The 21,695-nt window shown below is 48.4% G+C and carries 24 protein-coding genes; 15 read left to right on the top strand and 9 right to left on the bottom strand.

All coding sequences use genetic code 11. The features are described from left to right. A complete protein-coding gene (locus tag K384_RS10075) occupies positions 1 to 471 on the top strand; it encodes an ExbD/TolR family protein (protein WP_038031965.1) in 471 nt (156 codons plus the stop codon). Between the two features lie 62 nt (positions 472 to 533). Here K384_RS10075 and K384_RS10070 read toward each other — a convergent pair whose 3' ends face one another. Beyond that, positions 534 to 1,385, bottom strand: coding sequence for a dienelactone hydrolase family protein (locus K384_RS10070; RefSeq protein ID WP_038031962.1), 852 nt, complete (start codon positions 1,383 to 1,385; stop codon positions 534 to 536). Between the two features lie 183 nt (positions 1,386 to 1,568). Here K384_RS10070 and K384_RS10065 point away from each other — a divergent pair, with 183 nt between their 5' ends. From K384_RS10065 to floA, 8 genes are all read left to right on the top strand, one after another. Then, positions 1,569 to 2,564 carry an outer membrane beta-barrel protein gene (locus K384_RS10065; RefSeq protein WP_051633314.1) on the top strand — a complete coding sequence of 332 codons (996 nt, stop codon included), beginning with the start codon at positions 1,569 to 1,571 and terminating at the stop codon, positions 2,562 to 2,564. Between the two features lie 76 nt (positions 2,565 to 2,640). Continuing rightward, positions 2,641 to 3,339 (top strand): type IX secretion system protein PorG, encoded by a 699-nt coding sequence (gene porG / locus K384_RS10060; RefSeq protein WP_051633313.1) that lies wholly within the window; start codon positions 2,641 to 2,643, stop codon positions 3,337 to 3,339. 89 nt (positions 3,340 to 3,428) lie between these two features. Continuing rightward, positions 3,429 to 4,175: an isoprenyl transferase gene (locus tag K384_RS10055; protein WP_038031960.1), complete on the top strand. Its 747-nt coding sequence runs from the start codon at positions 3,429 to 3,431 to the stop codon at positions 4,173 to 4,175. Positions 4,176 to 4,179: 4 nt separating this feature from the next. Continuing rightward, on the top strand, positions 4,180 to 6,663 hold the full coding sequence (gene bamA / locus K384_RS10050; protein WP_038031957.1) for an outer membrane protein assembly factor BamA: 2,484 nt from the start codon (positions 4,180 to 4,182) through the stop codon (positions 6,661 to 6,663). A gap of 3 nt (positions 6,664 to 6,666) precedes the next feature. Then, on the top strand, positions 6,667 to 7,212 hold the full coding sequence (locus K384_RS10045; RefSeq protein ID WP_038031955.1) for an OmpH family outer membrane protein: 546 nt from the start codon (positions 6,667 to 6,669) through the stop codon (positions 7,210 to 7,212). Between the two features lie 61 nt (positions 7,213 to 7,273). After that, positions 7,274 to 7,801 (top strand): OmpH family outer membrane protein, encoded by a 528-nt coding sequence (locus K384_RS10040; protein WP_051633312.1) that lies wholly within the window; start codon positions 7,274 to 7,276, stop codon positions 7,799 to 7,801. An 89-nt stretch (positions 7,802 to 7,890) separates the two neighbouring features. Then, positions 7,891 to 8,370, top strand: coding sequence for an NfeD family protein (locus K384_RS10035; protein ID WP_038031953.1), 480 nt, complete (start codon positions 7,891 to 7,893; stop codon positions 8,368 to 8,370). A 31-nt stretch (positions 8,371 to 8,401) separates the two neighbouring features. Next, complete coding sequence (floA, locus tag K384_RS10030; RefSeq protein WP_038031951.1) at positions 8,402 to 9,388, top strand: flotillin-like protein FloA; 987 nt, start codon at positions 8,402 to 8,404, stop codon at positions 9,386 to 9,388. Between the two features lie 106 nt (positions 9,389 to 9,494). Here floA and K384_RS10025 read toward each other — a convergent pair whose 3' ends face one another. The 3 genes from K384_RS10025 to K384_RS10015 are packed head-to-tail and all read right to left on the bottom strand — an operon-like array spanning position 9,495 to position 12,331. Continuing rightward, a complete protein-coding gene (locus K384_RS10025; RefSeq protein ID WP_084147199.1) occupies positions 9,495 to 10,616 on the bottom strand; it encodes an ABC transporter permease in 1,122 nt (373 codons plus the stop codon). Between the two features lie 28 nt (positions 10,617 to 10,644). After that, positions 10,645 to 11,772 (bottom strand): BT_3928 family protein, encoded by a 1,128-nt coding sequence (locus K384_RS10020; protein WP_038031949.1) that lies wholly within the window; start codon positions 11,770 to 11,772, stop codon positions 10,645 to 10,647. Beyond that, positions 11,759 to 12,331, bottom strand: a complete 573-nt coding sequence (locus K384_RS10015) for a DUF1599 domain-containing protein (RefSeq protein WP_038031947.1) — start codon at positions 12,329 to 12,331, stop codon at positions 11,759 to 11,761. Before K384_RS10015 ends, K384_RS10020 begins: the two co-directional genes overlap by 14 nt. A 57-nt stretch (positions 12,332 to 12,388) precedes the next feature. On the opposite strand from K384_RS10015, the gene folP reads away from it, so the two are divergent. Next, positions 12,389 to 13,237 (top strand): dihydropteroate synthase, encoded by an 849-nt coding sequence (folP, locus tag K384_RS10010; RefSeq protein ID WP_038031944.1) that lies wholly within the window; start codon positions 12,389 to 12,391, stop codon positions 13,235 to 13,237. A 24-nt stretch (positions 13,238 to 13,261) separates the two neighbouring features. Then, positions 13,262 to 14,107, top strand: coding sequence for a diadenylate cyclase CdaA (cdaA, locus tag K384_RS10005; RefSeq protein ID WP_038031941.1), 846 nt, complete (start codon positions 13,262 to 13,264; stop codon positions 14,105 to 14,107). A gap of 6 nt (positions 14,108 to 14,113) precedes the next feature. Here the strand turns inward: cdaA and K384_RS10000 are convergent, their stop codons facing one another. Next, entirely contained in the window at positions 14,114 to 14,740 is a 627-nt protein-coding gene (locus tag K384_RS10000) for a DUF4230 domain-containing protein (protein ID WP_051633311.1), read from the bottom strand. A gap of 105 nt (positions 14,741 to 14,845) precedes the next feature. After that, positions 14,846 to 15,289 (bottom strand): FKBP-type peptidyl-prolyl cis-trans isomerase, encoded by a 444-nt coding sequence (locus K384_RS09995; RefSeq protein ID WP_038032027.1) that lies wholly within the window; start codon positions 15,287 to 15,289, stop codon positions 14,846 to 14,848. Between the two features lie 202 nt (positions 15,290 to 15,491). Here K384_RS09995 and K384_RS13985 point away from each other — a divergent pair, with 202 nt between their 5' ends. After that, positions 15,492 to 15,977, top strand: coding sequence for a DNA/RNA non-specific endonuclease (locus K384_RS13985; protein ID WP_262509245.1), 486 nt, complete (start codon positions 15,492 to 15,494; stop codon positions 15,975 to 15,977). 16 nt (positions 15,978 to 15,993) lie between these two features. Next, positions 15,994 to 16,377 (top strand): DNA/RNA non-specific endonuclease, encoded by a 384-nt coding sequence (locus K384_RS13980; protein WP_262509244.1) that lies wholly within the window; start codon positions 15,994 to 15,996, stop codon positions 16,375 to 16,377. A 485-nt stretch (positions 16,378 to 16,862) separates the two neighbouring features. On the opposite strand, the gene K384_RS09985 is transcribed toward K384_RS13980, so the two are convergent. From K384_RS09985 to tgt, 3 genes are read right to left on the bottom strand one after another with little or no spacing between them, the layout of a single operon-like run. Beyond that, positions 16,863 to 17,999 carry a lycopene cyclase family protein gene (locus tag K384_RS09985; RefSeq protein WP_038031939.1) on the bottom strand — a complete coding sequence of 379 codons (1,137 nt, stop codon included), beginning with the start codon at positions 17,997 to 17,999 and terminating at the stop codon, positions 16,863 to 16,865. Between the two features lies 1 nt (position 18,000). Continuing rightward, the gene (gene rsmG, locus K384_RS09980; protein WP_038031936.1) at positions 18,001 to 18,627 is read right to left on the bottom strand and encodes a 16S rRNA (guanine(527)-N(7))-methyltransferase RsmG; all 627 of its coding nucleotides are present in this window, start codon (positions 18,625 to 18,627) and stop codon (positions 18,001 to 18,003) included. Positions 18,628 to 18,648: 21 nt separating this feature from the next. Then, positions 18,649 to 19,779, bottom strand: a complete 1,131-nt coding sequence (tgt, locus tag K384_RS09975) for a tRNA guanosine(34) transglycosylase Tgt (protein ID WP_038031935.1) — start codon at positions 19,777 to 19,779, stop codon at positions 18,649 to 18,651. Between the two features lie 167 nt (positions 19,780 to 19,946). Here tgt and K384_RS09970 point away from each other — a divergent pair, with 167 nt between their 5' ends. After that, the gene (locus K384_RS09970; protein ID WP_051633310.1) at positions 19,947 to 21,080 is read left to right on the top strand and encodes a glycosyltransferase; all 1,134 of its coding nucleotides are present in this window, start codon (positions 19,947 to 19,949) and stop codon (positions 21,078 to 21,080) included. Then, positions 21,071 to 21,688, top strand: a complete 618-nt coding sequence (locus K384_RS09965; protein ID WP_038031931.1) for an RNA polymerase sigma factor — start codon at positions 21,071 to 21,073, stop codon at positions 21,686 to 21,688. Before K384_RS09970 ends, K384_RS09965 begins: the two co-directional genes overlap by 10 nt. The last annotated feature ends 7 nt before the right edge of the window (positions 21,689 to 21,695 follow it).

Here is a 21,695-nt window from a genome sequence, read left to right as displayed (position 1 = left end):
ATGCAAGGGCATTTTAAGAAGAAAACAAAAGCAAAACAGGATATACCCACGGCGGCGCTACCCGACATTATCTTCATGCTCTTGTTCTTCTTTATGGTGACCACTCAGCTCAAACCTGAGCAGGTACTCGTAGAGCAAGAACTACCGCATGCAAGCCAGATACAGTCGATAGATGACCCCACCGTGGTGAGCTATGTGTACATCGGACCGCCTATCAACAAGGCCGCTTATGGTTCGGAGCCGCGTGTACAGGTGAACGATGTACTGCTTGAACCCAGTGCCATTGCCCCCTTGCTCTTGGAAGAGCAGGCAGCCCTGCCTTTGGAAAAGCGTGCAAAGATGATTGTATCGCTTAAAATAGATAAAGACGTGAAAATGGGGGTAGTGAGCGATGTGACCAATACCCTGCGCGACAATGAGCTGCGGATGGTATTGTTCAATGCGGTGAAAGCAAGTGCTTCTGAGCAATAAGAGCAGCTTTGCTATCAAATGGATAAAGGGAGCCGGATAAGGCTCCCTTTTTTTGTGAGGCTTTATTTGCCTTTTTCAAGCAAGTGTGCTTTCAAAAAGCGCAAGCTTTGTTCATAGGCCTGTGCCGTAGCTTCGCTTTGATAACGCGGGTTGCTTGGATTGGCAAAGGCGTGGTCGGCATCGTACAAATGCACCTCTACGGACTTGCCGGCCTCCTGCATCGCCTGTTCAAAAGTTTTTACCACTTCGGGGGTAATCCAGCGGTCTTGCTTGGCAAAGATGCCCAAGACAGGTGCCTGCAGCTCTTTGAGCTTTTCCACATTTTGCTCCGGCATGCCATAGTATATGATGCAAGCGCGTGCTTGCTTGCCCAGCATCAAGGCTGCCTGCATAGACCATCCGCCGCCAAAGCACCACCCGATGGTGGCTATGCGCGCTTTCTTGCCTGCATAGGCTGCGCCACCGCGAATGATTGCCCGGATGCGTGCCTCTTGAGCGTTTTGCATGAGCCGGGCCGCTTCCTCGCGTGTATCGGCTACTTTTCGATCGTAAAGGTCCAAAGCCAGAACGTTCACTTGCCCGTTCAGGTCGTGGTATAGCTTTTCGGCTTCTTTTTTGATATGGTCGTTGAGGCCCCACCATTCGTGAAAAACAAAGAGCCATAGATGAGATGGACCTTTTACCCGCAGCTCGTAGGCGTGGGCGGGCTGTCCACCGGCCACGGGAAAGGTGATGTCTTTTCCTATGTCGCTCACGTGCCGGTAAGGGCGCGGGCTTTCGTGCCGGCTGTTAAAGTTTTTGTCTGCGGCAAAGGCGGCAAAAGCACGGGTGGCGTCCAGACAGCAGCTGTGCGACTGGGCATAAAGCCAGCTGCTCAGCAAGCTCAAAAAGAGGGTTGTTAATATTCGCTGCATAACCTTATTATTTAGTTGAACGTAAGCAATTTAACGGATTTGGCTGAAAGTGGAAGTTTTTAAACGAAAATACTTGAGCTTATTCTATTCTTTTTATACCTTTGAATGGGGAGGTTTTAGTGTAGTTGATGGAAAAGTACAAGAAGGCACAATTTTTGAAGAGTTCTAAAAATTAAAGACAAGATGATGCGCACGTTCTGTTTGATGTTTTTTTGCATTGCAAGCGCACTTTGGAGTGCTCAAGCGCAGCAAATCAATAGTGGTGGTAACTATTGGGCTATTTATGGAGGTGTAGGGGCTGCTAACTACTTTGGCGACTTGGCGCCGGATGATAACCCTGCCAGTACGAACATTTCATATACACGCCCCAGTGTGATGGCGGGCGTGGCACGGCGTTTCAACAGCCGCATGCAAGTGGAAGCGGAATTTGATTACTTGCGCATCATGGCTTCGGACTTTCGTAATGCAGACCCCAACGATCAACAGCATAAATACCGCTATTTGCGCAATGCCAACTTCCGCAATGACGTATTTGAGTTGTCGGTGCGTTTGGCAGTAGATTTGGTGCCTTCCCGTGGGTATTTTTACCGTCGGCCCATGTGGCGCCCTTATGCTTTTGTTGGGGTGGGGGCTTTTTATCATAACCCCAAAGGGATGACTCCCGATGGAAAGTGGGTGGCTCTGCAACCCCTGCGCACCGAAGGGCAAGGACTTACCCCCCGCTATAATCCTGACCTGAAGTATCCTGATAAACCGTATTCTTTGATTCAATTTTCGGTGCCTTTCGGGGCGGGTGTGCGCTATAAACTGACAGATAACTTGGATTTGAGCTTTGAGTTCGTATATCACTATACCTTTACCGATTACCTGGACGATGTAAGTGGCAACTATGCCGATCCGCGTGACCTCTTGGAGCAAGTGGGACCTTTGGCGGTGATTATGGCCAACCGCACCACCGAAACGGTGGATCCCATCACCGGCAAAACGCGTAATTTCCAGCCGGTAGCCGACTCCATAGGAGGGCTCACCACCGATGAGTTGGGCAACTCCACGGTGATTGGCTTTGGACGAGGTGGTGACCAGCGGGGCAACAGCAAGGAGTTGGATAAAATCATTACCGTGGGCTTTAAGCTGACGTATATTTTTGCCGGAAAGGTGCGTTGTCCTAAGTTTAGATGATAAGGTGCCGCTCAGCGGGTGCATGCCCGCTTGATGCTTTTGAATGACTTGGTATTAAAAAAATGAATGCGCTCTAATGCAAAAAGTAACTTTTCTGCTTCTTACGATATTCTTTGTGTTTGGCGCTGCTCTTTCTTATGGGCAGCGTCATGAGTTAGGTGCCGGTGTGGGAGTTTGGAACTACAAAGGCGAACTGGCGCCCTATATCAACTATCAATCGCCCCGTTTGGGTTTCTCTGTGTTGTGGCGGCAAAACTGGAATGAGGCTGTCTCTACCCGCCTTAGCGTTAGTCATGGGAGCATCGAGGCACATGACAGCGATTTGAATACCCCTCTGGCACGCCGTCGGCAATACAGCTTTCGCACGGAGTTGACCGAAGTGGCAGCTATTTTTGAGTATAACTTTTTCTACTATCGCAACCCCGGCCGTTTTCAGGGATGGAGTCCCTATCTGATGATGGGCGTAGCTGCTTTTCGTATGAACCCCCAGCAAAACTTGTCGCCCGATTATAGCCTTTACCAGATGTCGATACCTATGGGCGTAGGGATGAAGGTGGTTTTGGGCGAGCACTGGAATCTAAACGCAGAAGTGGGGGCACGTAAGACCTTTACAGACTATTTGGACGACCTCTACACCAACGACCGCCTGTTGCCGGCCCGCCCGGCGAAGTACTATACCGGCAACACCTACGATAAAGACTGGTATTTCTTTTCGGCAATTCACCTGACCTACACTTTTTATGCCAAGCCTTGCCCCTCTTTTTACAAGTTTTAAGAGCTAAGAGAATAAATGCAAGATTCTTGCTAAATTGCAGCCTCTAAAGCAAGAGTCTGAGTGCAGGCTTATTCCAAAGAACAACACGAATGGTTTCATTAGACGATATTAAAAAACAGGCGGTTCCTAAGCATATCGCCATCATTATGGATGGCAACGGGCGGTGGGCAAAACAACGAGGGGCAGCCCGTGTGTTTGGTCATCAAAACGCAGTGGAGGCAGTGCGTGCCGTGGTGGAAGGATGTGGCGAAGCCGGTGTGGAATTCCTTACTCTTTACGCTTTTTCTACCGAGAATTGGGCACGCCCCCGGCAGGAGGTAAATGCCCTCATGAGCTTGTTGGTATCCACCATTCGCAAAGAGGTAAAAAAACTCAATGAGAACAATGTGCGCCTGAAGGCCATTGGGCAGTTGAGCGATTTGCCGCAAACAGCGCAACAAGAACTGCAAGATGCCATGGCTCTGACGGCTCAAAACAGCGGATTGACGCTGACCCTGGCTCTAAGCTACAGCGGACGCTGGGACCTTACACAAGCCATGCGTCGCATGGCCGAAGATGTGCGTTATGGCCGTCTGGAGCCCGCCGCAGTCGATGCACAGACCATCAGCCGCTACCTTTCTACTTCTTTCATGCCCGAGCCCGAGCTACTCATTCGCACCAGTGGCGAAATGCGTATCAGCAACTTCATGCTTTGGGAGCTGGCTTACACAGAGTTGTATTTTACACCTATCTTATGGCCCGACTTCCGCAAACAACATTTGTTTGAAGCCATTCGTTCTTTTCAGCAAAGAGAACGGCGTTTTGGAAAAATCAGTGAACAAATAAAATCAGAATAATACAATGCAGCGTTTTTTGAAGAGTTTCCGGGTACTTGTGTGCCTATTGTTGCTGACAAACTTGGCGAATGCACAGAATCAATCCGGCGAGTACGTCATTGCAGGCATCAATATCAGTGGCGTCAAGTTTCTCGATAGCAACGCCCTACTCAACATGGCAGGCTTGAAAGTAGGCGATACCTTGGAAATTCCCGGCACACGCACGGCTACCGCAATTAAAAAATTATGGGATACGGGGCTTTTCGGCGATATTGAAATTACCGCCACCAAGTTCGAAGGCAATAAGGTTTATCTGAATCTTTATCTGCAGGAACGCCCCAGAGTATCGCGCATCCAATTTGAAGGTGTAAAGCGGGGCGATGCCGATAAACTGCAAGACAAAATCAAAGCAATTAAAGGGAAGATTATTTCTGACCCCTTGATAAAAAACGCTTTGATTACGGTAGAAAAATACTATAAAGACAAAGGCTTTTATGCCGTGAAGGTAGATGCCGTTCAGCAGAAAGATACTTTGCTTTCCAATAGCGTGATATTGAAACTGAAAGTAAACAGGGGCAAGAAGGTCAAAGCAGACGAAATTATTTTTGAGGGCAACGAAGCAGTATCGGACAAGCGTTTGCATCGCCGCATGAAGATTAAAGAGAAACGTTTCCCCCGTATTTTTACCTCGTCTAAGTTTGTGCCTAAAAAATATGAAGAAGACAAAAAGCGGATTATTAAACTATACGGCAAAGAAGGTTATCGCGATGCACAGATACTGCAAGACTGCGTATATTTTGTGAAGCCCAACCGCGTAAATATTTACATGAAAATACATGAAGGTCCTCAATATCATTACCGCAACATCACTTGGAAAGGCAACTTTGTATATTCCGATGAATACCTTTCGCAGGTGTTGGGCATCAAGAAAGGCGATATTTACGACCGTGAAGAGCTGGACAAGCGCCTGAACTTCAGCCTGACAGAGCAAGACATCAGCTCTTTGTATATGGATAACGGCTATCTCTTCTTCCGCATTACCCCTGTGGAAATCAAAGCGGAAGGCGACTCCATCGATATTGAAATGCGTATTTATGAAGGTCCGCAGGCTACCATCAATAGTATTTTCATCAGTGGTAATACCCGCACCAGTGATCACGTGATTTTGCGTGAGATACGTACCATACCGGGGCGTAAATTCAGCCGCCGCGATATTATACGTACAAACCAGGCGCTGAGCCAGTTGGGATACTTCGACCCCGAAAAGATACAGATAGAACCCATACCTCACTTGGAAACAGGAACTGTGGATATTAAATATACCGTAGAAGAAAAACCCAGTGACCAGCTGGAGTTGTCCGGTGGCTGGGGTGGTGGCATCGGCTTTGTAGGTACTGTGGGCGTGATTTTTAATAACTTCTCTTTGCGCAAAGCCGGTAAGCTGAGCAACTGGCATCCGGTGCCTGCCGGCGACGGGCAGCAGCTTGCTTTACGGATTCAAGCCAACGGACGTGCCTTTCAAACCTACTCCTTGACCTTCACCGAGCCATGGTTGGGCGGGAAAAAGCCCAATGCCTTTTCGGTAAACTTCAGCCACTCGGTGCAGCGCAGTGTGATTAACAATCGTGTGTTGGGGGGCTTGCAAGTAACCAGTGCTACCGTAAGCTTGGGGCGGCGTCTTAATTTCCCCGATGACTACTTTGTTTTGAGTAATGCCTTGAGCTTCCGGCAATACACCATCGACAATTACAATACCGGTTTGGGATATAACAACGGGGTTTCGCGTAGCATCACGCTGAGTACTACGCTGGCACGCAACAGCATCGATAACCCCACCTTCCCCCGCACCGGTTCGAATATTTCACTGAACGTAACCATGACACCGCCTTTTTCTTTGTTCGATGACATCGAAGGCAGGAAAAACTACGAGGCTCTTAGCCCGCAGGAGCGCTTCAAGTGGATAGAATACCACAAATGGATGATAGATGCCTCGTTCTTTACGCCTATTGCCGGTAAGCTGGTATTGAACACGCGTGCCCACTTTGGTTTTCTGCAGACCTATAGCAAAGACAATGGCGTGGGACCGTTCGAGCGTTTCATCTTAGGGGGAAGCGGTTTGTCGGGCTTCAATTTCTTGTTAGGTTCCGACATCATCGGCTTGCGTGGCTACAAAGACAACTCTATTATTCCGTTTTCTACGGGTGTGAATGCCGGCACAGGTGGAACTGTATTCTCTAAGTATGTGATGGAGTTGCGTTATCCGCTTTCATTGAACCCCGCCGCTACCATTTACGTACTGTCGTTTGTAGAAGCCGGCAACAACTGGGCAGATTTCGGACGCTTCAATCCTTTCAACATGTACCGCTCGGCAGGCTTTGGAGCACGTGTCCTGATGCCTGCTTTCGGCATGATCGGTATCGATTATGCCGTTGGCTTTGATGATGTGCCGGGGAACCCGGGCGCCAATGGCGGTCAGTTCCACTTTACCATAGGTCAACAAATACGATAAAGTATGGTTCGTTTATTTTGCTTCTTGCTCTTCTTTGCTTGTTTACATTCGGCACATGCACAAAAATTTGGTTTTGTAGATGTGAATTTCGTCTTGCGTAAAATGCCCGAGTACCAACAGGTACAGCAGGACTTCGACCGTTTTGTGCAGAGGGCTACACAAGAAATAGAAGCCAAGTTTCAAGAGGTAGAAAAGCTGAAGCGCAAATACAACAGCGAAGAGCTTCTGCTCACCGAAGACATGAAGCGCGAGCGCCTCGAGGAAATTGCACAAAAAGAAAAAGAAGCGCGCGAGCTGCAGCAAAAAACTTTTGGCTATGAGGGGCTTATTTTCTTGAAAAAACAAGAGTTGCTCACACCCCTACGTGAAAAATTGAACAAAGCATTGGAACGTGTGGCGCGCCAGCATCAACTACAGGTTATCTATGATAAGTCCGGTGATTTTGTGGTGGTTTATTTAGACCCCCGTCATGATTACACCGACTACGTGTTGGAAGAGTTGGGCTTAGGCGACCCGGAAGACAACCCTAAAGAAAATGCCAATCGTTAATTTTGTATATTTGGTACAGTTATTGGAATCTGTTTTAACCATGAATAAAAAAGGAAAATTTATGATGAAGAAGATTGTTGCATTGAGTGCTTTATGCTTTATGATGCTTGGTATCTCGACAGCCTTTGCGCAGCAAAAAATTGGCTATTTCGATCTGAACTATGTATTGCCTCAGTTGCCCGACTTTAAAGTGGCGCAATCGGAGTTGCAAGCCTATCAAAGCAAGTTGGAAGAAGATTTCAAAGCCAAACAACAAGAGCTGCAAACCAAATACCAAAAGTACTTGAACGAAGGGGCATCTATGCCTGACCCTACGCGCCAAGCGCTGGAAAAAGAAATAGGCTCGTTGCAAGAGCAGCTGCAGGAGTTTCAAAACAGTGCGGCTGAATCTATTCAAAAGAAAGAGAACGCTTTGTTGGCACCTATTTACAAAAAAATAGAAGAGGCCATCGTGGCAGTAGCTAAAGAAAACGGTTATACCTATATTTTGCGCCGCGAAGCGCTGCTTTACGAGCCGGAAGATGGCACCGGCGACATTTCGGATTTGGTATTGAAAAAGCTGGGCGTAACTTCCGTAGAGTCAAAATAAAGAACATACAATGTAGTTTTTTATTTAAAAGAGGGCTTTATGCCCTCTTTTTTTTATATTCACAAAGACAAAAAACAATTAAAACTTTTATGACATTTGTCTTTATCTTACTGCTTGTGGCTCTGTTGCTGTTTCTGCTGGAAATATTCGTGATTCCGGGCACCAGTATTGCTGCTTTTTTGGCATTGATTAGCTGGGGAAGCGCCATCACACTGGCGTTCATGGAATCGCCGGAATGGGGGGCTGCCTTAACAGCTGCCAGTCTGCTGTTAGGCGGGCTGGGTATTCGCTATTTCCCTGCTTCACGTATTTTTAAGCGTTTTAGTTTAAAAGCTTCGCTGCCCAGCGGAAAAGACACCCCTGCCGAAGTGCCATCTTATACCGGTGCTGCCCGGGCCATTTCCGACCTGAAACCATATGGACGTATTGAGTTGCCCAATGGCGAACAGCATGACGCCCGCTCGTTAAGTGGCTTCATACCTACCGGTAGCGAGGTGGAGGTAGTCAAAGCCGAAAAGCAGTACTTCATTGTGAGAAAAGTAGCACCTGATAATCCTCAGCTTAATTGATTGTCAACTATAAACCAAAACGAGTATTCATATGGGAACCCTTATTATTGCAGCTGTTGCTATCGTCCTGTTTTTCATTTTCATGTCCTATTTCCCTATTAGTTTATGGATTACGGCACAGTTTTCCGGAGTAAACGTCGGGCTTTTGAATATGACCTTCATGCGTATCCGGCGGGTGCCGCCACGCGTGATTGTCGATGCCTTGATTACTGCCGAGAAAGCCGGTCTGAGGGGTATTACTGCCGATGCTTTGGAATCGCACTATTTGGCAGGTGGCAATGTGCAAAAGGTAATCAGTGCTTTGATTTCTGCCGATAAAGCCAATATAGAGCTTTCTTTTGAGCAGGCTGCAGCCATCGATTTGGCAGGCCGCGATGTGTTCGAGGCAGTGCAAATATCGGTGAACCCCAAGGTGATTACCACACCCAAGGTGGCAGCCATAGCCCAAGACGGCATTCAAGTGATAGCCGTTGCGCGGGTGACCGTGCGCGCCAACATTCGCCGGTTGATTGGGGGCGCCGGAGAAGACACCATCCTGGCGCGTGTGGGCGAAGGCATCGTTACTTCCATCGGTTCTTCTCAAAGCCATAAGGAAGTACTGGAAAACCCCGATAAGATTTCTAAGCTGGTGCTTTCCAAGGGGTTGGATGAAGGCACAGCTTTCGAAATTCTTTCTATAGACATTGCCGATATTGATGTGGGCGAAAACATAGGGGCTAAGCTACAAGAAGATCAGGCTGAAGCCGATTTGAAAGTAGCAGAAGCCAAAGCCGAAGAACGTCGTGCCATGGCTATAGCCTTAGAGCAAGAAATGAAAGCCAAAGCGCAAGAGGCACGTGCGCAGGTGATAGCAGCCGAAGCCGAAATCCCGAAAGCCATTGCCGAGGCACTGCGCAATGGCAACATAGGTGTTATGGATTATTTACGCATGCAAAACATTCAAGCCGATACCAGCATGCGTAAAAGCATCGGTGGCAGCGATACGCCACGTGATAATGACAATAACCCTTATAACTAAAATTCCCTGTAGCCTTAATAAGAAAACAGTGAGAGCGCAGCCGTACAGTTGCGCTCTCTTCTTTTATTTTTGATACACCAAAAAACTTTTACATGCCTGTTGGGGCCTATTGTAAGCGCACGCGCGGGTCGATAAGGGCATAGAGTATGTCGGCAAGAAAATTGATGACAACGAAAGTAGCCGCAATCACAATTGTAGCCCCCATGAGTACGGGTAAATCCAAGGTGCGTACGGCTTGTATGGTTTCATATCCCAGCCCCTTCCAGTCGAAAATAAGTTCTACGAAGAAGGCACCTGACATTAAAGAGGCCAACCAGTTCGAAACGGCCGTAATCACCGGGTTCAATGCATTGGGAAGGGCATGGCGCCAAATCACGCGGCGGCGCGACAACCCTTTGGCATAAGCCGTGCGGATATAATCTTGCGACAAGGCATCCAACATGGAACTACGTGTAAGCTGTACAATGATAGACAGGGGGCGAATCCCCAAGGTCAACGCCGGCAATATCAAATTTTGGAGTTGCAGTTGGCGCCCGTAATAGATGGTTTCTACCCAGAGGCTTCCGGTTCCGTTCAAGCCGATGTAGGGTCCGAGCTTATAGCCCAGATATAAAGAAATCAAGCTTGCCGATACGAAGGAAGGCATGGAGATACCGGCTACCGAGCCCCCGATAATCACGTTGTCAATCCACGAGTTGGCACGGGTGGCTGCCCATACGCCTAAAAAAATGCCCACCACCGTGGCAAACGCCATGGCTGCCAACGCCAAAATGAGGGTGAGCATCAGTTTGTCCAATATAAGCTCACTTACCAAGCGCTTGGTTTGGAAAGAGCGGCGCATATAGGGCATTTTGACCACTACCACCTGTTCACCTACGCTAAACAGCGGGGTATAATTGTATTTTTTGCGCTCTTCCGGTGTGTCGTGGTGCATAGATACGGGGGACAGGTCCCGCAAATAAAGATATAGTTGGGTGGGGAGTGGTTTGTCTAGGCCCAGTTCGGCTTTGATGGCTTCTTTTGTCATGATATCGGTGCGTTGCCCGGCAATCATGCTTACAGGGTCACCCGGGAGTGCATAATAAAGCAGAAATACCACAATGACCACCCCAAACACAACAAGTATGCCTTCTGCCAAGTGCCTGACCACATAACGCCAGAGCACCGGGTTCACCAAATTGTAGCTTAAGCCATAGCCTTTTCGTAATAAATTACTTATCAATTTCATACACTCAATATAATTCTGTCTGCACAAGTTATTGATTTAATATGTAGCGAAGCGAAGCCGGAAGGGCTCTGTATGACCATTTTCCGCGCACGTATCCGTCTTGCAATAGAAGGTAACCGGGATTGCTGCGCACCATGGTTTTGGCTACCGTGTGGTCTATGGATGCAACAACCACATGATGCCAGCCGGCCTGTGCCAACAGCACTTCCAGTGCATCGGGCGAGGCAGCGCTCAATACACTTACTTTCACGCCGGAGTTTATCAACTCTTCTATGACCGGTTTCGCTTTCGAAAGTCTCTGGAGCAGCTTTTCATTATCGTTTACATCATGGATGACTACCAGGAAGCAAGTGCCTTGAAAAAGGCTGTCCGTAATGTCCGTATCCCCTTGGTATGCACGGAAATCTGTGATTTTGGGAAGCGCTTCAGGGTTCAGCAGCTTCATGTCCACAAATGTATAGGTGGTATCGGTGGGATACTCTTGGAAGACGTATTGCTTGCCTTCCTTTTCCATGATATACTCATATTGAAAAGCTGCGGAGGGTTTCATCAGGGAAGGAATATGGTTGCCTACGCGATAGGGGCGGAAGTCCAATGGAGGCAGGTAAGCGATGGCATACCATGCCAATCCCACACTCAATGCAGCCGCTGTGAGGGTGATAACCAGTCCGCGCTTGGCGGTAGAGCTGCCCAGCTGCTTTCTGCGTAAAAAGAGATAGGCAATCAACAGCAGCAGCACTACGTCTTTTATGAACGACTCTTTGGGGGTAAGCTTGATGGCATCGCCAAAACAACCACAGTCCGTTACTTTGTTGAAATGCCACGAGTAGAAAGTGAGAAAGGTGAAAAACACTATCATAGCCAACAGCGCACCGATGGCTTGGCGCCGCCGGTAACCACTAAGAAGCATCACGCCCAGCACTACTTCCAAAGAGCTAAGCAGCACCGAGAAAAAGAGTGCATAAGGAATCAGTGCTTCGAAGAAATGACTTGCCCAGTTTTCGTTGCCGGTGTGGGGGCGCACATCTTGTGCAAACACTTCGAAATACTCTTCCAACTTGATTTGGGTGCCTACCGGGTCATTGAGCTTGATAAGCCCCGAGAATATAAACAAGCCCCCTACCAGAATAATTGCCAGCCGGTCAATGTTTTTCATTTGCCTTGAGTTTTATTAAGCAAAATACCGCATAATTCAATATATCTTGATAATTGGCTTCCACGCCTTCCGATACCAGTGTTTGTCCCTGTTTGTCTTCTATTTGTTTGATGCGTAAAATCTTCATTAAAATGAGGTCGGTCATGGAGCTGACACGCATTTGCCGCCATGCTTCGCCGTAATCGTGGTTTTTGCGGCGCAGCAAATCCAAAGTGGCTGCCACTTGTTCGTCATATAAACGACTGACTGTTTCGTAGTCCAAATGCAAGGGCGCATCGGCAGGTAGTGACAACTGAATAAGCGCCATCACGCAGTAGTTGACAATACCGATAAACTCTTGGCTGATATCTTCGTCAATGGCCTGTGTGCCTTTTTCTTGAATGGAACGGATGCGTTTGGCTTTGATAAAAATTTGGTCGGTCAGAGAGCTGGGGCGCAAAATGCGCCATGCCGTACCATAATCATGATACTTCTTTTCAAAGAGTTTTTTACATTCTTTGATGATCTCTTTATATTCGCTTTCCGTGTGCCGGAAAGAAGTGTTTTCATCCTTGGACATACACCTAAGGTTCCCGGTCATTGTTCTTAAAGCATGATTTCTACGATTGTCAAAGATATGAATTTTTCAAAAACGCTTGGCGCTGTTTCGATACGTGGACGTCTAAAAACTTTTGAGCGCCCCCAGATTATGGCTATCTTGAACGTAACGCCCGACTCTTTCTTCGACGGGGGGCGCTATAACCGCATTGAGGAGGCGCTGCGGCGGGCTGAACGCGCGCTACACGAGGGGGCTGACTGGATAGACGTGGGCGGATACTCTTCGCGCCCCGGTGCCGCAGATATCGAAGTGCCGGAGGAAATGCGGCGGGTGCTGCCTGTGGTGGAAGCACTGAAAAAAGAGTATGGCGAGGCAATATGTCTTTCGGTAGATACTTTTCGCGTAGAGGTGGCAGGTGCCGCATTGGAAGCAGGTGCCGATATGATTAACGACATCAGCGGGGGGAACGAAGCCATGTGGCGCCTGGTGGCCCGGCACCGGGTGCCCTATGTGATGATGCATATGCGCGGCACGCCACAAAACATGCAACAGCTGACTGACTATCCCGAAGGAGTGACTCTTGAGGTAGCGCGTTTCTTTTCAGAACGCATTGCGCAGTGCAGAGCGTGCGGAGTGCATGATGTGATACTGGATCCCGGTTTTGGTTTTGCCAAAACACTACAACAAAACTATGAGCTGTTGCGTAATTTATCATGGCTTGGTCAGTTCAATGCGCCCATTTTGGTAGGTGTTTCCCGTAAATCTATGATATACAAAGCGCTGGGGGTAACGCCCGCAGAGGCACTCAACGGAACCACTGCACTCAACTGCATGGCACTCTATGCCGGGGCATCAATTTTGCGGGTACATGACGTAAAAGAAGCCAAAGAAATTGTTACCTTATTAGAGCATTTGAAGTCGTCTTAAATTCAGAATTTCCGAAGAAAATATATGCTTTTACTGGCTGTTGGTTTTTTAGAAATAAAGTTTGTCCATATTCTCGACATTCTGTTGGTGGGCTTCCTTATCTTTCGCCTTTACAAACTGGTGAAAGGAAGTATTGCCGTGCCTATTTTGCTGGGCGTTTTTTCTTTGTATATCGTTTATCTGATTGTCGATGCTTTGGGCTTGGAGTTGCTCAGCAGCATCTTGGGCCAGTTCTTGGGCGTGGGGGTGTTGGCAGCCATCGTCATCTTTCAGCCGGAAATTCGCAAGTTCTTGCTTTTTATCGGGCGCAGCACTTTCAATAAGGAGCGTCCATGGGTATGGTGGCGCCCCAAGCAGGAGGTAGGGGTGGATTTAAGCGCCATACTGGATGCGGCCAAAGCCATGTCGGCTACCAACACAGGCGCATTGATAGTGCTGAGCCGCAGCAATGACTTGAAATTTTATGCCGATACGGGCGACCGTCTGGATGCCCTGCTCTCGAAGCGTTTGTTGTTGGCTATCTTTAATAAATACAGCCCCTTGCATGATGGTGCCGTAATTATAGGGCGCAACGGGCGCATTGTGGCGGCACGTTGCATTTTGCCCGTCACGGAAAATGACCAGGTGCCTGCGCAGTTGGGCTTGCGCCATCGTTCGGCAATAGGGCTTAGCGAAGTGAGTGATGCGGTAGTGTTGGTGGTTTCGGAAGAAACCGGGCAAATATCACTGGTTGTAGATGGAAAAATATACCGTGACATCACTTTGCAAGAGATGCGTAAAGTGTTGAAAGGCTTGCTAAGTAGCGGCAATTGGATAGAACGCTCGGTAGAGGAGTTGTTGGGTGAAGAAAAAAATGCCGTGTCGGCATGAGTTGGATTAGCGGTCGGGGATCGTGCTGCCTTCCAAGTCCTCGAAAGTAAACACCACTCGCTTGTGGGTGAGCTGCTCTAAAAAAGGACGTAATACAATTTCTGCACTTTCTTTGGTTTGTTCAAGCAGGCGGCTTTCGCGGGCTGCTTCTTCTATCTTTTCTTCGGCACTGCGGTAACCGGCTTCTATCAGCTTGGTTTTTTCCACGGAGGAAAGCCATCCCACATTCACGTCATACACGCGCGAGCGCCGGTGATCTACTTTGACATAGCAAATTTCGGGTTTGGGCAGATGCATGATGATGGTGCTATCGTTTTCTATTTTGATTTTGCGGAGATCTATGCAGCCTACGGCTTCGCCGGTTATGATGAGTAGTGCACGGCTGTGCTCATATAGGCCCTGGCTAAGCAAAATACTTTCGAGCACACTCACTTCCGAAGGGGCTATCTCTACAATATCTTTGAGTTGATAGCGCACCAATTCAAGCTTTCCCATGCGGCTTACTTTCTCTACAATCAAGTCGTGCTGAGCCGTGAGCGGAACGTCGCCGGAGCTTTGCCATTGCCGGCGCACCAGTTCATACAGGGCAATGGCGGTAATCATGGAAAGCACAATAATGATGACTTGTCGCATGTTTGCTATACTTGGGTTGCTTTTATGTGAATATAAAGAAAAAAGCGGCACATCAACAGTGCCGCTTTTCTTTTCTTTCTTGTAAAAACTCTTTTTAAAGAAGATTTATACAATCAAAGAGCTACCTATCTCAACCAATTCTACTTCAAAGATAAGGTCTTTGCCTGCCAAGGGGTGGTTGGCATCGATGGTTACGCTATCTTCATTTATAGCGGTGATTACTGCGGGTATTTGACGCCCGTCAGCCAAGGTAACGCCTATTTGAGCGCCTGCTTCCATAGGAAAGCCCTCCGGAAGGTCTGCTTTCGGGAAGTCAGCAATCAACTGCGGAAGAGGATCGCCATAAGCTTCGTCTTTAGGTATGTTGATTACTTTCTTTTCGCCTACTTGCATGCCCAATACGCCGGCTTCAAAGCCGGGAATCATTTGTCCTTCGCCCAATTTGAACTCGAGGGGCTCGCGTCCTTCTGAACTGTCGAATACTTCGCCATTAGTTAGTTTGCCTGTGTAGTGTACTTTCACTACATCGCCATTTTGTGCTGTACGCATAATCAAATGAAAATTTGAATAGATAATTGAATTAGAATTACAAATATACAAAAAAATAGCAATCGCATGCAATATGCACATGCAATGCAGTTGCTTTGTTGTACTAACAATTTTTTAACATAACATTAATGCTTTGTTGAAGATGCAGGCAAATGAAGTCTGTAGTTTTGCAGCATTTGTAATACCTAAAAAACAAATGCTTATGCGACTTTTTACACTTTATTTGTCTGCACTCTTGATAGGGCTTGTATCTGCCTGCACCGGTCCGGTTGCTCCCATACCGGGACAAGAGACTGCCTACAGCACGCCCAAACGCGAAGACAACATGGCCTTGGGCAATCCCAGTGGTGCCGGCACCGCCCATCACAACTACCTGATCAAGCGCCCGCAGTACGCCATGTCATATCACCGGTACAGAGCTACGCCCAACTGGGTGAGTTGGCACCTGAACAAAGCATGGTTGGGCAGTACACCGCGGCAGAACGACTTCCGCACCGATACCTCTTTGCCGTCTTACTGGTATCGTGTCAGCCCCAATGATTACAAATATACCGGCTTCGACCGGGGGCACTTGTGTCCTTCGGGCGACCGCACGGCCAGTGTGGAAGACAACTCAGCCACCTTTTTGATGAGCAACATGGTGCCGCAAGCCCCCAAACAACAACCGTCAGACCTGGGAACAGCTTGAAAGTTATTGCCGTCGCTTGGTAGATGATGGCTATGAGCTGTATATCATTGCCGGCAACCGCGGAACCGGGGGCGAAGGCAGCAATGGTTATGCACGCACCATTGCCAATGGCAATATTACGGTGCCTGCTTACCTGTGGAAGGTGATTGTGGTTTTGCCTGAGGGAACCAATGACCTGAGCCGCATCAATACTTCCACGCGCACCATTGCCGTGATTATGCCCAACACGCAAGATGTAAACCAAAAACCATGGACAGATTACCGCGTTTCTATTCGCGAAGTGGAACAGCTGACCGGCTACAACTTCCTGTCGAATGTGCCGCAGTGGATTCAAGATGTAATAGAAACACGGGTAGATAACCAATATGTGGCACCGGAAGAATATGCCCCCACTTTCTAAAATGCCCCTTCTTTTAAAAATATATTAACCTTGATTCGCTCGCACGACATCTCATCATAGGTTAAAAGCTAAGCCCCTTTGCATTGCGAAGGGGCTTACTTTCTTTTTGGGTATTCAGTAATGCAAATCCGGTGAGCTTTGTAAGGACGGAATGGTAAAAAACAAGCAAAGATTACCATCGCTATTTTTTACCACAGAGCACACGGAGCGGCCCGGAGGGAAATCATTATATATTCTCTGTGTTTCTCTGTGCCCTCTGTGGTTTGTTTTTTATGCTTGTTTATTCAATAAAGCTTTTAATGCTAAAGTAGAATGCTGCTTTGTCTATACTTTGTTAACAATACCTTTTTACTTTTCGCCTAAAAAGCACTAAAACAGCTGTTTGAGCGTTGTAAGCGTTAATTGTATTGAGCCAAAACAAGCGTTATGAAACTTAAGAAAAAGCGACTTGCTTTATTTGGCAGCCCATGGGCAGGCAGTTGACACTAAGACAGCGCATCATGAAGTGCCGCACGCACAAAAGCACCGGAACGCAGCGCATAAATGACGCTAAGCTCGTCCATAAGGCTGCTTTCTTCTATCAGGAAACGCAAAATCTGCTGTGGCGGCAGTTGTAAAAAAAGCTTACTGAAGAGTGCATCGCCTTCCATACGCTTATGGAAAAGAACATCCAGAAATATGCGGTCATAGCGGTGGAAGCGCCATGGCGGGCGGTAATCGGGCGGGGTTTGCCCGCGGGCAAGTGCCGCAATGATTTGCTTGCAGTGTTTTTGAATAAACAGGAAGGCATAGCCACTGCTTCCTTTGGCACAACCGGCAGCCGTACCTATGGGCACAAGCCCCCCCTTCGTGTGCCGGAAGCCTTGAGCCGCCATGGGAATCACGCCAAACTCTTCTTCTTTGATTTCGAAGCCCGACAGTTCCCCGTAGTGTTGCTCTATGTATTGCTTTAGTTGGTGGTCATAAGCAGCGGGCGGAAGCAACGCCTTGCCAAAGACCGTGAATTCCACGAGCGCTTCGGTGGGCGAAAAAGGCAGTATGTACATAAAACGGCTTTCGCCGGCTTGTTCAATACGAAAGTCCATCAAGGTGGCGGTGCTTGCGTCGAAGCAGGGACGCTTACTGCGCAGTACATAACCTTTGAAATGCTGTAGCAGAAAAGGGTAGGGCAGTTCTGCGGGCTTTTGTGGTAGACGGTAGCGGCTATCGAAAATCCATTGAGCCTGAAACCCCCTGCCGTCGCTCAGGCGGACCTCACCGGCAGGTGTTGCTTCTGCCACCTCGCCCACACAGAACTCTACGGCAGGTGCCAAATGCTCAAAGCAATAACGGTAAAAGTCGATACCCCGAATCATGTAGTAGCGGAAAGGGGCAATGGAAAAACTACGGCTGCCATATTGGCTGTGAAAGGCAAGCTGTTGCCATTGGCGGTAAACGATTTCCTGAAATGGGGGGGTGCCGGTGGTCCAGAAGCACCAGGTACGGTCGTTCTGCTCTTTTTTTTGGTTGTCTATAAGCAAAACGCGCTTTTGGCACAAGGCAGGATGCCGCGACAGCTCATAGGCAAGGCTTAAACCTGCCGCTCCGGCACCAATGATGATATAGTCGTAGCTTTTAGCCATTTTACCCTTTGGGGAAGTAGAGTATTTTTTTCGTTTCGAAGAATTCCTCTTCGAAGAATTCCGACAACTCGAAAACCTTGTAGCGCTTGCGTCTGAGTTCTTGAAGCTCTTCGCTCAGGTCGCCCCCTTTCAATAAAAACCAACCGTTCTTGAATTTGTTGAAACTGTTGGGCAGAATTTTACTTTGTGTCCAGTTGTATATTTTTTTGGCGGGGGCTACTGCACGGCTCACCACAAAGTCCACTTCCACATCTACTTTTTCGGCGCGGTTGTGGTGAGTGGTTACGTTGTCCAGCTGCAAAGCTTCGGCTATGTGCTGCACGGCATTGATTTTCTTGCCAATGGAATCTACCAGGTGAAACTCTACCTTGGGAAACATGATGGCCAGCGGAATGCCGGGAAAGCCGCCGCCGGTGCCTACGTCCATGATGGCGGTCATCGATTTGAATTGAATGACACGGGCAATGGCCAGAGAGTGCAAGATATGGCGCTCATACAGGTGGTCAATATCTTTGCGCGAAACCAAATTGATTTTGGCATTCCACTCGCGATAAAGTGGCTCAAGTGCTTCGAAGCGGCTGCGCTGCAGGCTGTCTATTTCGGGAAAATATTTTGTAATCAATTCCATGTTGTTTTTTGCGTTTAGGGTTTAGAGCCGTTGCGAAACGACAGGCAATATTTGCTTCTTCCACTCATAGAAGTCGCCGGCAATAATATGCTGGCGGGCTTGTGTAACCAACCAAAGATAAAAAGTAAGATTGTGAACACTTGCAATTTGTGCGCCCAAAATTTCTTTATTCATGATAAGGTGGCGCAAGTAGGCTTTGCTGTAGAAAGTGCTGACATAGCCGCCCAGCTGCTCATCGATGGGGCTGAAGTCTTCCTGCCATTTTTTGTTGCGTATGTTGATGATGCCTTGTGTCGTGAACAGCATGCCGTTGCGGGCATTGCGGGTAGGCATCACACAGTCGAACATATCGACGCCCAGTGCAATGCACTCTAAAATATTGGCGGGGGTGCCTACGCCCATCAAATAGCGGGGTTTGTCTTTGGGCAGAATGTCGCACACCAGCTCGGTCATTTCATACATCATCTCAGCGGGCTCGCCTACCGACAAGCCCCCGATGGCATTGCCGTCGCAGCCACACGAAGCCACAAACTCGGCAGAGGCCCGGCGCAGGTCTTTATACACACTGCCCTGCACTATGGGGAAAAGCGTTTGCTCGTAGCCATAGAGCGGTTCGGTCTCTTCTATACGCCGGATGCAGCGCTTGAGCCAGCGGTGGGTCATTTCCATCGACTGCTTGGCATAGTCATAATCGCAGGGGTAGGGGGTGCACTCGTCAAACGCCATGATGATGTCGGCGCCTATAGCCCGCTCTATATCCATAACTGTTTCGGGAGTGAAGAAATGCTTGCTGCCGTCGATATGCGATTTGAAAGCCACGCCTTCTTCGGTGATTTGACGGTTGTCAGCCAGTGAATAGACCTGATAGCCGCCGCTGTCGGTGAGGATGGGGCGTTGCCAGCCGTTGAAGCGGTGCAAGCCCCCTGCTTTTTTGAGCAGTTCAATGCCCGGGCGTAAATACAGATGATAAGTATTCCCTAAAATGATTTGCGCTTTGATGTCGTTTTCCAGTTCGCGTTGGTGTACTGCCTTGACGGTGCCGGCAGTGCCTACCGGCATGAAGATAGGGGTTACAATCTCACCATGGGCGGTGGTTATCTTGCCGGCTCTTGCTTTGCTTTTCGGGTCCTGTGCAATAAGTTCAAACTGCATGCTTTCAGAATTCTTGGTTTTGAGCACTGATGAAAAAAGGAAAAGGCTTGTTTGCTTGAAATACCGTAAAGCCTGAAATGGGCATGCAATTTAGGAAGTTTTTTGTCAATGCTTTTCCCTTTGTTTAAATTTCTATTTTTGTGCATCGAACCACAAGCCGCATCACTATGCATTGGACTTTTTTCTTTATGTATGCCTTGGTCATCTTGCTTGGCATACGCATCTTATGGCATCTGTTGAGTTTGTTGTTATGGCGGCATGCGCCGCGCCCCGCCGAAGGGCATGACTTGCCCGGGGTGTCGGTGGTGGTGGCTGCCCATAACGAGCTGCTCAACCTGCGCGAACTGCTGCCTTTGTTGCTGGAGCAAGACTACCCGCTCTTCGAGGTCATCATCGTGGACGACCGCTCGTGGGATGATTCCTATGAGTTCCTCTATCATCTGCGCGCCCGCCATCCCCAACTGCATATTGTGCGGATAGAGCAAACGCCGGAGCATATTACACATAAAAAGTTTGCTATTACCATGGGCGTCAAAGCTGCCCGCTACGATATTGTTTTGCTGACCGATGCCGACTGCCGTCCGCTATCGAAGCAGTGGATTCGTTATATGGCTGCGCCTTTTATAGCCAAAGAACAAACGCAAATAGTATTGGGCGCCTCTCTGTATGAACAGCGCCCGGGTTTTCTCAATGCTTTGATTCGTTACGAGACACTTTACACCTTGTGGCAGTATGCTACGGCGGCCTTGATAGGGCTGCCCTATATGGGGGTTGGGCGCAACTTGGCTTACCGCCGCAGCTTCTTTTTAAAACACAGAGGCTTTGGTCCACACCAACGTTTGGTAAGCGGCGACGATGACCTTTTCGTGAACCGTTTGGCAACCGCAAAAAATACCGCCTTGTGTGTGCATGCCAAAGCCATTACCGTGAGCCGCCCCAAGGTGCGTTGGCGTGAATGGTGGCGACAGAAGCGGCGTCATTTGAGTGTAGGCAAGTATTACAAAGCCGGCCATCGCCTGCTCTTGGCTTTGCTTTTCTTGTCGCAGTTGGCATTCTACGTGGCTTTGGGGTGGGTGGCCGGACACATACAGGGCATTGTTTCGTTTGGTATATTGCAATGGATAGCGGCCGAAGTGGCTTTGCTTCTTGTGTTGCATCCGTTATGTATGTTCTTGCTGGCTAAAAAACTGCGTGCTTCCATTCCAATTTTATTGTTGCCATTTTTAGAATTGTCCTATCTGTTGTATATTGGCATAATAGGATTATGGGCACTACTCACTAAAGTGGAAAAATGGAATTAGATAAGTTTGGTTCAAAAGAGTTTTCCGACAAGGCATTGCACGACTTCGCCCTGGTGGACAGGGCGTTGGAAGGCGACCAAAGCGCCTTTGCCGAACTGATGGAGCGCTATAACCGCTCGCTGTTTCATATGCTTTTGAAAATGGTGCGCAATGTGGACGACGCCGAGGATTTGACCATGGAAGCTTTTGCCAAGGCGTTCAAAAACTTAGATAAATTCAAAAAAGACTTTACCTTCAGCACCTGGCTTTTCCGTATTGCCACAAACAACTGTATTGACTTTATCCGTAAAAAGCGCCTGCAAACCACCAGTATCGAAGATTTTTATACCGACAAAGACGGAGAAACTGCCAGTCTGGATATCAGAGATGATGGTTTGGATCCACAAGAAGAAGCCATCAAAGCACAAAAAATAGAAATCATTCAGGAAGTCGTAAGCAAGCTGCCTTCAAAGTACCGCCGTTTGGTGCGCCTGCGTTACTTCGAAGAGCTGGCATATCAAGAGATAGCAGAAGAGCTTGACTTGCCGCTGGGTACGGTGAAGGCACAATTGCACCGTGCGCGCGAGCTGCTTTTTGATATGATTAAAGACAAAAAAGAGCACATCTGAGCCCGTC

This window comes from Thermonema rossianum DSM 10300 (assembly GCF_000426825.1).
In the GTDB taxonomy this organism is placed as follows: domain Bacteria; phylum Bacteroidota; class Bacteroidia; order Cytophagales; family Thermonemataceae; genus Thermonema; species Thermonema rossianum.
The sequence above is the reverse complement of the archived record's forward strand: the minus strand, read 5'-3'. Positions and strand labels throughout refer to the sequence as shown.

Coding starts and splice junctions, on each gene's coding strand:
- K384_RS10020 (WP_038031949.1), bottom strand. CDS start 11,772: ATGAAAAACATTGACCGGCTGGCAATTATTCTGGTAGGGGGCTTGTTT.
- K384_RS09970 (WP_051633310.1), top strand. CDS start 19,947: ATGCATTGGACTTTTTTCTTTATGTATGCCTTGGTCATCTTGCTTGGC.
- K384_RS10040 (WP_051633312.1), top strand. CDS start 7,274: ATGATGAAGAAGATTGTTGCATTGAGTGCTTTATGCTTTATGATGCTT.
- tgt (WP_038031935.1), bottom strand. CDS start 19,779: ATGCAGTTTGAACTTATTGCACAGGACCCGAAAAGCAAAGCAAGAGCC.
- K384_RS10035 (WP_038031953.1), top strand. CDS start 7,891: ATGACATTTGTCTTTATCTTACTGCTTGTGGCTCTGTTGCTGTTTCTG.
- K384_RS10015 (WP_038031947.1), bottom strand. CDS start 12,331: ATGTCCAAGGATGAAAACACTTCTTTCCGGCACACGGAAAGCGAATAT.
- K384_RS09965 (WP_038031931.1), top strand. CDS start 21,071: ATGGAATTAGATAAGTTTGGTTCAAAAGAGTTTTCCGACAAGGCATTG.
- K384_RS10070 (WP_038031962.1), bottom strand. CDS start 1,385: ATGCAGCGAATATTAACAACCCTCTTTTTGAGCTTGCTGAGCAGCTGG.
- porG (WP_051633313.1), top strand. CDS start 2,641: ATGCAAAAAGTAACTTTTCTGCTTCTTACGATATTCTTTGTGTTTGGC.
- K384_RS09985 (WP_038031939.1), bottom strand. CDS start 17,999: ATGGCTAAAAGCTACGACTATATCATCATTGGTGCCGGAGCGGCAGGT.
- K384_RS10045 (WP_038031955.1), top strand. CDS start 6,667: ATGGTTCGTTTATTTTGCTTCTTGCTCTTCTTTGCTTGTTTACATTCG.
- rsmG (WP_038031936.1), bottom strand. CDS start 18,627: ATGGAATTGATTACAAAATATTTTCCCGAAATAGACAGCCTGCAGCGC.
- K384_RS10065 (WP_051633314.1), top strand. CDS start 1,569: ATGATGCGCACGTTCTGTTTGATGTTTTTTTGCATTGCAAGCGCACTT.
- K384_RS10025 (WP_084147199.1), bottom strand. CDS start 10,616: ATGAAATTGATAAGTAATTTATTACGAAAAGGCTATGGCTTAAGCTAC.
- K384_RS10055 (WP_038031960.1), top strand. CDS start 3,429: ATGGTTTCATTAGACGATATTAAAAAACAGGCGGTTCCTAAGCATATC.
- bamA (WP_038031957.1), top strand. CDS start 4,180: ATGCAGCGTTTTTTGAAGAGTTTCCGGGTACTTGTGTGCCTATTGTTG.
- folP (WP_038031944.1), top strand. CDS start 12,389: ATGAATTTTTCAAAAACGCTTGGCGCTGTTTCGATACGTGGACGTCTA.
- K384_RS10075 (WP_038031965.1), top strand. CDS start 1: ATGCAAGGGCATTTTAAGAAGAAAACAAAAGCAAAACAGGATATACCC.
- K384_RS10000 (WP_051633311.1), bottom strand. CDS start 14,740: ATGCGACAAGTCATCATTATTGTGCTTTCCATGATTACCGCCATTGCC.
- cdaA (WP_038031941.1), top strand. CDS start 13,262: ATGCTTTTACTGGCTGTTGGTTTTTTAGAAATAAAGTTTGTCCATATT.
- K384_RS09995 (WP_038032027.1), bottom strand. CDS start 15,289: ATGCGTACAGCACAAAATGGCGATGTAGTGAAAGTACACTACACAGGC.
- floA (WP_038031951.1), top strand. CDS start 8,402: ATGGGAACCCTTATTATTGCAGCTGTTGCTATCGTCCTGTTTTTCATT.
- K384_RS13985 (WP_262509245.1), top strand. CDS start 15,492: ATGCGACTTTTTACACTTTATTTGTCTGCACTCTTGATAGGGCTTGTA.